We start from the raw sequence: 10,401 nt of genomic DNA on the forward strand, positions 1-10,401 counted from the left end.
GGCCCCGGCCGACTCGGCGGGAGAGCGGCTCCCCGGCCGCTCACGCACGCCGGCCGGCGCAGCACACACACTCCGGTTCCTCAGGGGAATCGTTCCGGCGCCACCCGTATAGGTGAAGGGGTTCCGGGGGGTCCCGTGACTGAGCGGACGCTGACTACTTTCGTCGCTGGAGGTGACCGAACAATGACGCTCTGTGTCCCGGAGTCCTCGGTTCCCGCGGTGCGTACCGCCGCGCGGCCCGATGTCGAGCGGGCCGCCCGGCCCGAGTGCGTGATCACCGCCGACGGAACCTACGCGGCACGCCTCGCCCTCGACGGCGCGTCCTGGTTCCCGGAGCGCTGGACGCTGGACGGCCCCGAGCCGTATGCCGTGCCGCTGCCGGGCAACCAGCCCGAGGAGCCCGGCACCGAGGTGCTGCCGATGAGCGACGGGCGGGTGCTGATCCACCGGGAGGCGGGCGGACGGCACCTGTTCTCCCTGCTGTACCCGACGGGCCCCGGCACCGGTGAGGTGCCGCTCGGCTCGGTGGAGTGCCGTTACGAGGGCGCCCGGCTGCGGCTGCTGCCACCCGCCCCGGGCGGCGAGCGGGCGTACGCGCTGGCGGTCGGCCCCCGCACGACGGCCGTGTGGCTGGTGGCGGGCGGCGGCTTCGGGCCCGAGCACCTCGCCGACGTGCCGGGCCGCTGCTCGGGCGGGGTCTGGCTGGACGGCACGGGCCGGATACTGGCGCTGGACAGGGAGGCGGACGGGCGGACCAAGACGGTCGTGGTCGACCTGGAGCGCGGCGGCGAGGTGTCGCCGCTGCTGCAGATCGCCGAGGACAGCGACGACCGGCTGCTGCTGGCGGACCCCGACAGCGGTCTGCTGATCATCCGCTCGGACGCCCCGTCGCCGGGCCACCACCGGCTCGGCTGGGGCGTACTGGGGAGCACGCTGCCGGTCCGCTTCCCGGAGTGCCTGCGGCTGCCCGACCGCTCGCTGCGGCCGTTCGCGATCCAGCCGGGCCAGGTGCTGACACCGGAGAGCTGTGCGGTGGCCCTCCGGGTCGACGGGCCGGCCGGCAGCTGGGTCGGCCTGTGGCGGCCCGCCGAGCGGCGGCTCCACCACCTCCCGGCGCCCGAGGGCTGGCTGGCGGGCACCGGGCTGTGGACGAGGGAGGGCGTGCTCCGGCTGCCGTACGCGACGGACGCGGTGGCGTGCGGGGTGGCGTGGCTGACGGCGCCCGCGAGGGCGGCCCACCCGGACGGCCGGGACGGCACGGGGACGGGTGGCCGGGACGGCGCAGGGACGGGCGGCAGGGACGGCGGCGGTACGGGCGGGACGGGTGCGCGCCCGGACGACGCACCGGGCGGTCCGGGCACCGACGGCACCGGCGGCACCCGCGGCGATGCGGGCGGCGGCGGTACCGGCGAGGCCTTCGCGGGGATGGAGGGGGCGGCTCCGGAAGGGGCGGAATTCAGCCCTCCGGAGCCTGCCGCGGTACGGCCCGTCCCCCTTCAACAAGCCCCGCTCACCGGGCGCGTGGCCGCCGGTGGGATGCCCGTGGCCGCCGGTTAGACTCTCCCGGCTGAAAAGAAGGATCTTGTTGACGGGGTGAACCTTTCCGATGAGCGACACACGCATGAAGGAACCGCCGGCCGCCGACGCCGAGGAGGCCGCGGCGCTCGCCGCGGGCCTCGGCAGGCACCGGGGTCCGGTCTCCGCCCAGGACGACGAGGCGACCCCTCGCGGGCGTCACCGCAGGCCGTCCGGGCAGACCGGCGGCGCCCTCCGGGGTGACGCGGCCTGACCCGGACCGCACGGCACACGGCCCCGCTCGCCGACCTCGGCGAGCGGGGCCTTTCGCGTTCCGGAACGGCGGGTGACCTGCGGTGACCGACGGTAATGAAGGCCGCGGCCGACCGCTTCGCGGACCGCGCGGGGCGGCGCGGCCGACGGGCGCCGCGCCGTGGCGCGAATCACCCGGGCCGCCGGTCACAGCGGAGCTACCTGCCGGTAGATTCAGTGGTCCTTGAACGATCAAGTCCGCGACTCGTTCCAGGGTCTTCCGTCCGGACCGGTCCGGACCGGACTGCGCGCCGGGCCCGCGAGCCCGGCATGATCCGCAGGGAGGGCACTGGCGTAATCTTGCGGGACAGTGCAGCCAGAAGGGGGCCGGGAGTGACCGCTGAGGCCATCGAGACGGGTCCCCAGGAGGATCCGGCCGCCGACGGGGACACCTCCCACCAGCGAGAACGCGTGCCGGAGCGGAGCGGCGAGCGCCCGCTGCGCATCGCGCTCCTCACCTACAAGGGCAACCCCTTCTGCGGCGGCCAGGGCGTCTACGTACGCCACCTCTCCCGTGAGCTGGCCCGCCTCGGCCACCACGTCGAGGTCATCGGCTCCCAGCCCTACCCCGTGCTCGACGAGGGCCTGCTGGGACTGAGCCTCACCGAGCTGCCCAGCCTCGACCTGTACCGCCAGCCGGACCCCTTCCGCACCCCCGGCCGCGACGAGTACCGGGACTGGATCGACGCCCTGGAGGTCGGCACGATGTGGACCGGTGGCTTCCCGGAGCCGCTGACCTTCTCGCTGCGCGCCCGGCGCCTGCTGCGGTCCCGGCGCGGCGACTTCGACGTCGTGCACGACAACCAGACGCTCGGATACGGGCTGTTGGGCGACATCGGGGCACCCCTGGTCACCACGATCCACCACCCGATCACCGTGGACCGCCAGTTGGAGCTCGACGCCGCCGGGAGCGCCAAGCGCCGTGCGTCGGTGCGCCGCTGGTACGCGTTCACGCGCATGCAGAAGCGCGTCTCGCGCCGGCTGCCGTCCGTGCTCACCGTCTCCGGCACCTCGCGCCAGGAGATCGTCGACCACCTGGGCGTGCGCGACGAACGCGTCCACGTCGTGCACATCGGCGCGGACACCGACCTCTTCTCACCCGATCCCTCGGTGCCCCGGGTGCCGGGCCGGATCGTGACGACGTCCAGTGCGGACGTACCGCTGAAGGGGCTCGTCTTCCTCGTCGAGGCGCTCGCGAAGGTACGGGCCGAGCATCCCGGCGCGCATCTCGTCGTCGTCGGCAAGCGGGCCGAGGACGGGCCGGTCGCACAGGCCATCGAGCGGTACGGGCTCGAGGGCGCCGTCGAGTTCGTCAAGGGCATCTCGGACGCCGAACTCGTCGACCTGGTCAGGTCGGCCGAGGCCGCCTGCGTGCCGTCCCTGTACGAGGGGTTCTCGCTGCCCGCCGCCGAGGCGATGGCCACGGGCACCGCGCTGGTCGCCACGACCGGCGGGGCGATCCCGGAGGTCGCGGGCCCCGACGGCGAGACGTGCCTCGCCGTGCCGCCCGGCGACGCGGGCGCCCTCGCCACCGCGCTGAACCGGCTTCTCGGCGACCCGGAACTGCGGGCGCGGCTCGGCCGGGCCGGCCGGGACCGGGTCCTCGCGCGCTTCACCTGGGCCCGCGCGGCCGAGGGCACGGTGGCCCGCTACCGCGAAGCCATCGCCCGGACGGCACCGTCCCGCCGCACGCCGGCCGGCCCCGCCCCCCGCCCGGCCGCGCCGGTCCCCGGCCGCACCGCTCCCCCCGTCACCAGCCGCTCCGCGGCCCCCGCGGACCTCGCCCCCGCTGCGGGCGCCTCCCCCACCTCCGACCGCGAAAGCAGGGCCACGTGCTGACCGTCGACTTCTCCCGGTTCCCGCTCGCCCCGGGCGACCGTGTCCTGGACCTCGGCTGCGGCGCCGGGCGGCACGCGTTCGAGTGCTACCGGCGGGGCGCGCAGGTCGTGGCCCTGGACCAGAACGGCGAGGAGATCCGCGAGGTCGCCAAGTGGTTCGCCGCGATGAAGGAGGCCGGCGAGGCACCCGCCGGGGCGACCGCGACGGCCATGGAGGGTGACGCGCTGGCGCTCCCCTTCCCCGACGCGTCCTTCGACGTCGTGATCATCTCCGAGGTCATGGAGCACATCCCGGACGACAAGGGCGTCCTCGCGGAGATGGTCCGGGTGCTGAGGCCAGGCGGCCGCATCGCCGTCACCGTCCCGCGCTACGGGCCCGAGAAGGTCTGCTGGGCGCTGTCCGACGCCTACCACGAGGTCGAGGGCGGCCACATCCGCATCTACCGGGCCCACGAGCTGCTCGGCAAGATGCGCGAGGCGGGCCTGAGGCCGTACGGAAGCCACCACGCCCACGCGCTGCACTCCCCGTACTGGTGGCTGAAGTGCGCGTTCGGCGTCGACAACGACAAGGCGCTGCCGGTGCGCGCGTACCACAAGCTGCTGGTCTGGGACATCATGAAGAAGCCGCTGGCCACCCGGCTCGCCGAGAACGCGCTCAACCCGCTGATGGGCAAGAGCTTCGTGGCGTACGCGACCAAGCCCCACCTGCCCGGCGCCCTGGTGGCGGGCACGGCGGCCGCGGCCGGCTCGGCGGACGCTTCGTGACCACGCCCCGGACAGAACACCTCGTCCTGCCCGGGGTCCTCACCGCCGAGGAGGCGGCCGCCACGGTGCGGGGCATCCTCGCGGTGCAGCGTCCAGACGGCGCCATTCCGTGGTTCCGCGGGCACCACCTCGACCCGTGGGACCACACCGAGGCGGCCATGGCCCTGGACGCGGCCGGGGAGCACGCGGCGGCGGAGCGCGCCTACGAGTGGCTGGCCCGCCACCAGAACGCCGACGGTTCCTGGTACGCGGCGTACGCCGACGGGGACCACGAGGCCGTCACCGACCGGGGCCGGGAGTCCAACTTCTGCGCGTACATCGCCGTGGGCGTCTGGCACCACTACCTGGCGACCGGCGACGACACGTTCCTCGACCGGATGTGGCCCGCCGTCTACGCGGCGACCGAGTTCGTGCTGGCGCTGCAGCAGCCCGGCGGGCAGATCGGCTGGAAGCGCGAGGACGACGGCACGGCCGTCACCGACGCGCTGCTGACCGGCAGTTCGTCGGTCCACCACGCGCTGCGCTGCGCGCTCGCCGCCGCCGAACAGCGCGAGGAGCCGCAGCCCGACTGGGAGTTGGCGCTCGGAGCGCTGCGGCACGCGATCCGCCGGCACCCGGAGCGGTTCCTCGACAAGGACCGCTACTCGATGGACTGGTACTACCCGGTCCTGGGCGGCGCGCTGACGGGCGCGGAGGCGAAGGCCCGTATCGCCGGGGGCTGGGACCGCTTCGTCGTCCCGGGGCTCGGGGTGCGCTGCGTGGTGCCCAATCCGTGGGTGACGGGCGGGGAGTCCGCCGAACTCGCCCTCGCCCTGTGGGCGGTGGGCGAGTCCGACCGGGCCCTGGAGATCCTCCAGTCCATCCAGCATCTGCGCGATCCGGAGACCGGCCTGTACTGGACGGGGTACGTCTTCGAGGACCGGGCCGTCTGGCCCGAGGAGCTCACCAGCTGGACGGCCGGCTCGCTCCTGCTCGCCGTCGCCGCGCTGGGCGGCGACGAGCCGACCTGCGCGGTCTTCGGCGGCGAGCGCCTGCCGACGGGACTGGACCCCGACTGCTGTTCCTGACCGGGACGGGGCGCCCCGGTCAGTGGCGGTGCATGCGGTTGGCGATGGCGTGCCCGACGAACAGGTAGACCACGGCCGCCAGCCCGTAGCCCGCCACGACGCGCGCCCATGCCTCGTCGAAGGTGAACAGGTCACGTGACCAGCCGGCGAGCCAGGAGGCCACGTCGTGGACGAACTGCACCAGGTCGTTGGCGCGGTTCGCGTCCAGGAGATACATCAGGATCCACAGACCCAGGATGACGGCCATGACGTCCGCGACGACCGCGATGACCGTCCCCGCCTGATTGGAACCGTTGCGATATCGAGGGGACATGCCCTACGGATGGCCCCGAAACCCTGTTTGAAACCAGTACGGATTTCGGGCGGCGGAGCGGGAGTTGGGGTCGCGGGGCCCTGAGGGGGATCGCGGGTTGTCCTCCGGGGACCGCGGGGCGGCGGGTCGTGCCGGCCGGGGCACCTCGTACGGCACCCGAATGGGGCCGTCCGGATCGCGTCGCCGCCGGGCCGGGGTGAGGCTGCAGGAGAACCGCCCCACTTCCCAGGAGGAACCGTGCCCGCATCGATGTCGCCGTTTCCCGCCGGCCGTCTGGTCGCCGCGGTGGCGCTCAGCTGCTCGCTCCTCGCGGGCACCACGGCGTGCGGCAACGACAAGGACACCTCGTCGAGCGCCACCCCGACCAGCTCCGCCGAGAAGCAGAAGTTCGCCAAGACCCGTTTCGTGGCGAACGCGGGCCTGGCGGCCGGGGCCACCTACCAGTGGATCGTGAAGCCCTGGAAGGCCGGCAAGTTCAAGAAGGGCGCGGACGGGCGGACGGGCTCCCTCATCAAGGCGGGCCTGGCGGGCGCGTTCACGTACAACCGCCTCAACGCGGCGCTGAAGAACGCCAAGAGCGACCCGACGCTCGCCAAGGCCGTCGCCCCGCTCACGGCGAGCGTCGACAAGCTCAAGGACCTGCCGTCCAAGCTGCGCAAGGGCGACTCGGACTCGGCGGCCAAGAGCTTCGACGACGTCGTCAACGACGTGAAGGAGGCCGGGAAGAGCGCGGGCGCCGACGTCAAGGAGGAGGTGCCGTCCCTCTCGGACCTGAAGTCGGGGAGTTAGGGCCTCTCGTCCGGACAGGCCCGGACACGGCGACGGCCCCCCGCCCGGGAGGGCGAGGGGCCGGTGGTGCCGGGTGGATCAGCCGCGCTGGATGCCGGTGGTGTCCTGCAGGACACCACGACGGCCGTCCTGCGTCTGCGCGACCAGGCTCGGGCCGCGCTGCTCGACGGCCAGGTACCAGGTGCCGGGCGCCAGTTCGGCGATCGGCGTCGGCGAACCGTCCTCCGCGTACAGCGGACGCGGCACCGGTACGGCGAACCAGAACGGGGAGAAGTCCCCGCCGGCCTGCGGGGCCTGCCCCTGCGGTGCGGGCTGCCCGCCGTACGGAGCCTGCGCCTGCTGCGGCTGGGCGCCGTAGGGCTGGCCCGGCTGCTGGGCGCCCGGGTAGCCGTAACCACCGGGCGGCTGCGCGCCGTAGGGCTGCGGTGCGACGGGGCGCGGGGCGCCGACCATGGCGGCACCGAGCGCCGGAACGAGCGGCGTGGCGATCGCGGCCGCGGCCAGGATCAGGGCGGCGATCAGGCCGAGGATCAGGCCGCCGCCGACGTCCGGGTCACCGCCCAGGCCCTTGAGCAGATCGTCGAACGGGCCCATCGGGTCGATGATCGTCCAGAACGACGTCCAGGCGGCGAAGACCGTCAGGGCGACGCCGAGCTGGCCGAGGTCCAGGCCCGCGACCTTGCGGGGCTGTGGAAGCGCGCGGGCGACAACGATGAGAGCCGCGCCGATGATGCCCCCGAGGTACATGGTCATCACAAGGCCCAGGTTGTCCCACGCGTTGGGTACGTCGCCGCCGGAGCCGTCGAACGTGTCGAGGAACGACGCGATGAACAGCAATACCGCTGCTCCGATCACCACGCCGTCGCCTCGAGTGAGGGAGCGGATATTCACTTCAGGTCCTTCGTCAGTCGTCGTCTCATCACCGGTGGAGGCATCGCTGTCACCGTGTCGCCGTCAAGCCGCGGAGTGAAGCGCGGGGGTGGCCCCTCATCGTAGGGATGAGACTATCGTCAGACCGACACGGATGTCCGCAGGGATGCACTCCCCGATCACTACCCGTGCAGGAAACTCACGATTCCCTCAGAGATCCCCCGCGCCGCCTTCTGCCGCCAGGCGCCGCTGGTCAGCAGTGCCGCGTCCTTCGTATCGCGCATGTTGCCGCACTCGATGAACACCTTGGGAACCGTTGACAGATTGAGACCGCCGAGGTCCGTGCGGACGTCCAGTCCGGTACCGCCGCCGATGTAGTTGGAGGGCGCGCTGCCCGTCTCGCGGACGAACTTCCCCGCGATGCGCGTGCCGAGGTCGCGGGAAGGGCCGACGATCGCGCGGGTGTCGGCGGCGCCCGCGTGCACGGAGCCGGGAAGAATGACGTGGAAGCCGCGGTTGCCGGCCGCCGAGCCGTCGGCGTGGACGGAGACGACGGCGTCGGCGTGGGCCTTGTTGCCGATACGGGCCCGCTCGTCGACGCACGGTCCCCAGGACCGGTCGCCGTCCTGGGTGAACTTCACCGTGGCGCCCTGCTCCTGGAGGAGCGTGCGCAGCCGGCGCGCGACGTCGAGGGTGAACGTGGCCTCCGCGTAACCGCCGTTGGTCGACGTGCCGGTGGTGTCGCACGCCTTGGAGTTCGTCCCGATGTTCACCTGGCGGTTGATCTCGGACGGGTGGCGGAAGTTGGCGGGGTTGTGCCCGGGGTCGATGACGACGACCTTGCCCTTGAGAGGGCCCGAACCGGCGGGCGCGGACGACGACTTGTCCGGGCCGGGGCTCGCCTTGCCCTTCCCCTTGCCGTCCTTGTCCTTGTCCTTGTCCCTCTCCTTGCCCGAAGGGCTCGGCGACGGGGAGGGGGAGGGCTTCTCGGGGGACGCCGACGTCCGGCTCGCCCCGGCGCTCACCCCGTCCGAGCCGCCTCCCGGATCGCCCACGGCCCGCCACACCAGCCACCCGGCGAGCGCGCCCACCACCAGCGCGGCCAGCGCGACGACCAGAGGGCGCCGCCAGGGGCGGTGCGGCTCGGAGGGTTCGAAGTCAGGACCTACGTACGACACGACAGCGACTCTAGTGGGGCGCTCAGATCCCCGCTCCCGTTCGCCGCAGCACGCGCAGCGAGCCCGTCACCGAGACCTCGGTGAACGCGCCGGACTCCAGGGCCCGGAGGTACACGCGGTACGGGGCCTGGCCGGTGAACTCGTCGACGGGGTCGGGGAACACGTCGTGGATGAGGAGCAGGCCGCCCTCGGCCACGTGCGGCGCCCAGCCCTCGTAGTCAGCGGAGGCGTGCTCGTCGGTGTGGCCGCCGTCGACGAAGACGAGGCCCAGCGGCGTCCGCCAGAACGCGGCGATCTGCGGGGAACGGCCGACGAGAGCGACCACGTGCTCCTCCAGACCCGCCGCGTGCAGCGTGCGCCGGAACGTCGGCAGGGTGTCCATCCGGCCGGCCTCCGGGTCGACCAGCGACTCGTCGTGGTAGTCCCAGCCGGGCTGCTGCTCCTCGCTGCCCCGGTGGTGGTCGACGGTCACCGCGGTGACCCCGGCCCGGCGTGCCGCGTCGGCGAGCAGGATCGTGGAGCGGCCGCAGTAGGTGCCGACCTCCAGCAGCGGCAGGCCGAGCCGGCCGGCCTCGGCGGCGGCCGCGTACAGCGCCAGCCCCTCGTCCGCGGGCATGAACCCCCTGGCCGCCTCGAAGGCGGCGAGGATCTCCGGCTCGGGTGCCGCGGACATGGGGTTCCTCCTGGTGACGTGCCTGTGGGCGCCCCATGCTGCCCCACTCCCCCGCCGCGTGCGCGACGGGGGTGCGGGTCGCCGGGCGGGGTCAGGCCGGGACGTTGTCCGCGGAGGCCGGCAGGGCGAGGTCCACGTCGACCGGACGGTCGTCGCCGGTGTGCGTCGCGGAGGAGGCGCGCGGGCCGTGGCCGGGGGCCTTCGCGGCGAGGACGTACGGACCGCCCGCGGGCACGGACAGCGCGTAGCCGCCGTCCTCGGCGGTCAGCGTCGCCCCCGCCTGCCGTCCGCGCCGGTCGATCAGCGTGACCTTGGCGCGCGCCACCGGGGCGCCGTCGGCGCCGAGGACCCGGCCGCGGAAGCCGCCGAGCACCTCGTGGGCCTTCGCGAGCGCCGCGTCCTCCTCGCTGCTGGCGCGCAGCGTGGGCGCCGACGCCTGGCGCTGCCCGGGCAGGAAGACGGCGAAGAGCAGGCCGACGGCCACGGCGCCGGTCGCGATGAGGAAGGACACCCGGAAGCCGTGCATCGTGGGGAGCGCGACGCCGCCGAAGTCCTTCGACGAGTCGGCGAGGACCATGCCGATGACGGCGCTGGACACGGAGGTGCCGATGGAGCGCATGAGGGTGTTGAGGCCGTTCGCGGCGCCCGTCTCGGAGGCCGGGACGGCGCCCACGATCAGTGCGGGCAGCGAGGAGTAGGCGAGGCCGATGCCCGCGCCGAGGATCACCGCGATGAGGACGGTCTGCCAGGCGGCGCTCATCAGGCCGAGGCCGGCTCCGTAGCCGATCGCGATGACCAGCATGCCGATCATGAGCGTGACCTTGGGGCCGTACTTGGCGGAGACGCGGGCGTACACCGGCGCGGTGAGCATCATCGTCAGGCCGAGCGGGGCCACGCACAGGCCGGCGACGACCATCGACTGGCCGAGGCCGTAGCCGGTGGCCTTCGGCAGCTGGAGGAGCTGCGGCAGGACGAGGGAGACGGCGTATTGATCAGAAACTCATTGGGTTCTCGTCCAGGACGTAGCGGACGTGCGGGCCGCCGAAGTAGCCGCGGACGATGTGCGGCTGGCGTTGGCGTC

Annotated in this window: 10 protein-coding genes and 1 pseudogene; 6 read left to right on the forward strand and 5 right to left on the reverse strand. The window is 73.6% G+C overall.

Translation table 11 applies throughout. The annotated features are described in order from the left end of the window. The first annotated feature begins 183 nt into the window (after positions 1–183). The 5 genes from ACFY93_RS33365 to ACFY93_RS33385 all read left to right on the forward strand — a co-directional run bounded on the left by ACFY93_RS33365 (position 184) and on the right by ACFY93_RS33385 (position 5,497). Positions 184–1,557: a hypothetical protein gene (locus ACFY93_RS33365; protein ID WP_391365666.1), complete on the forward strand. Its 1,374-nt coding sequence runs from the start codon at positions 184–186 to the stop codon at positions 1,555–1,557. Between the two features lie 49 nt (positions 1,558–1,606). Then, positions 1,607–1,789: a hypothetical protein gene (locus ACFY93_RS33370; protein WP_391365667.1), complete on the forward strand. Its 183-nt coding sequence runs from the start codon at positions 1,607–1,609 to the stop codon at positions 1,787–1,789. Positions 1,790–2,160: 371 nt separating this feature from the next. Next, the gene (locus ACFY93_RS33375) at positions 2,161–3,666 is read left to right on the forward strand and encodes a glycosyltransferase (protein ID WP_391365668.1); all 1,506 of its coding nucleotides are present in this window, start codon (positions 2,161–2,163) and stop codon (positions 3,664–3,666) included. Further along, positions 3,660–4,430, forward strand: a complete 771-nt coding sequence (locus ACFY93_RS33380; protein ID WP_391365669.1) for a methyltransferase domain-containing protein — start codon at positions 3,660–3,662, stop codon at positions 4,428–4,430. The genes ACFY93_RS33375 and ACFY93_RS33380 overlap by 7 nt, the downstream gene beginning before the upstream one ends. Next, positions 4,427–5,497, forward strand: coding sequence for a prenyltransferase (locus ACFY93_RS33385; protein ID WP_391365670.1), 1,071 nt, complete (start codon positions 4,427–4,429; stop codon positions 5,495–5,497). Before ACFY93_RS33380 ends, ACFY93_RS33385 begins: the two co-directional genes overlap by 4 nt. Positions 5,498–5,516: 19 nt before the next feature. Here ACFY93_RS33385 and ACFY93_RS33390 read toward each other — a convergent pair whose 3' ends face one another. Next, positions 5,517–5,810: a hypothetical protein gene (locus ACFY93_RS33390; RefSeq protein WP_391365671.1), complete on the reverse strand. Its 294-nt coding sequence runs from the start codon at positions 5,808–5,810 to the stop codon at positions 5,517–5,519. A gap of 249 nt (positions 5,811–6,059) precedes the next feature. Between ACFY93_RS33390 and ACFY93_RS33395 the strand changes: the two genes are divergently transcribed. Then, positions 6,060–6,599 carry a hypothetical protein gene (locus ACFY93_RS33395; RefSeq protein ID WP_391365677.1) on the forward strand — a complete coding sequence of 180 codons (540 nt, stop codon included), beginning with the start codon at positions 6,060–6,062 and terminating at the stop codon, positions 6,597–6,599. A 78-nt stretch (positions 6,600–6,677) separates the two neighbouring features. Here the strand turns inward: ACFY93_RS33395 and ACFY93_RS33400 are convergent, their stop codons facing one another. The 4 genes and pseudogenes from ACFY93_RS33400 to ACFY93_RS33415 form a co-directional block, all read right to left on the reverse strand. Beyond that, positions 6,678–7,490 (reverse strand): hypothetical protein, encoded by an 813-nt coding sequence (locus ACFY93_RS33400; RefSeq protein WP_391365672.1) that lies wholly within the window; start codon positions 7,488–7,490, stop codon positions 6,678–6,680. A gap of 161 nt (positions 7,491–7,651) precedes the next feature. Continuing rightward, positions 7,652–8,647 carry an N-acetylmuramoyl-L-alanine amidase gene (locus ACFY93_RS33405; RefSeq protein ID WP_391365673.1) on the reverse strand — a complete coding sequence of 332 codons (996 nt, stop codon included), beginning with the start codon at positions 8,645–8,647 and terminating at the stop codon, positions 7,652–7,654. A 22-nt stretch (positions 8,648–8,669) separates the two neighbouring features. After that, a complete protein-coding gene (locus ACFY93_RS33410) occupies positions 8,670–9,320 on the reverse strand; it encodes a class I SAM-dependent methyltransferase (RefSeq protein ID WP_391365674.1) in 651 nt (216 codons plus the stop codon). A gap of 91 nt (positions 9,321–9,411) precedes the next feature. Continuing rightward, positions 9,412–10,308: pseudogene (locus tag ACFY93_RS33415) on the reverse strand (MFS transporter); the annotation flags it as partial. Positions 10,309–10,401: the final 93 nt, after the last annotated feature.

This window comes from Streptomyces sp. NPDC008313, from assembly GCF_042956125.1.
Taxonomy (GTDB): domain Bacteria; phylum Actinomycetota; class Actinomycetes; order Streptomycetales; family Streptomycetaceae; genus Streptomyces.

Bases quoted from the DNA above. Each gene is read 5' to 3' on its own strand.
- ACFY93_RS33370 (WP_391365667.1), top strand. From the start codon at position 1,607: ATGAGCGACACACGCATGAAGGAACCGCCGGCCGCCGACGCCGAGGAG.
- ACFY93_RS33395 (WP_391365677.1), top strand. From the start codon at position 6,060: ATGTCGCCGTTTCCCGCCGGCCGTCTGGTCGCCGCGGTGGCGCTCAGC.
- ACFY93_RS33390 (WP_391365671.1), bottom strand. From the start codon at position 5,810: ATGTCCCCTCGATATCGCAACGGTTCCAATCAGGCGGGGACGGTCATC.
- ACFY93_RS33365 (WP_391365666.1), top strand. From the start codon at position 184: ATGACGCTCTGTGTCCCGGAGTCCTCGGTTCCCGCGGTGCGTACCGCC.
- ACFY93_RS33410 (WP_391365674.1), bottom strand. From the start codon at position 9,320: ATGTCCGCGGCACCCGAGCCGGAGATCCTCGCCGCCTTCGAGGCGGCC.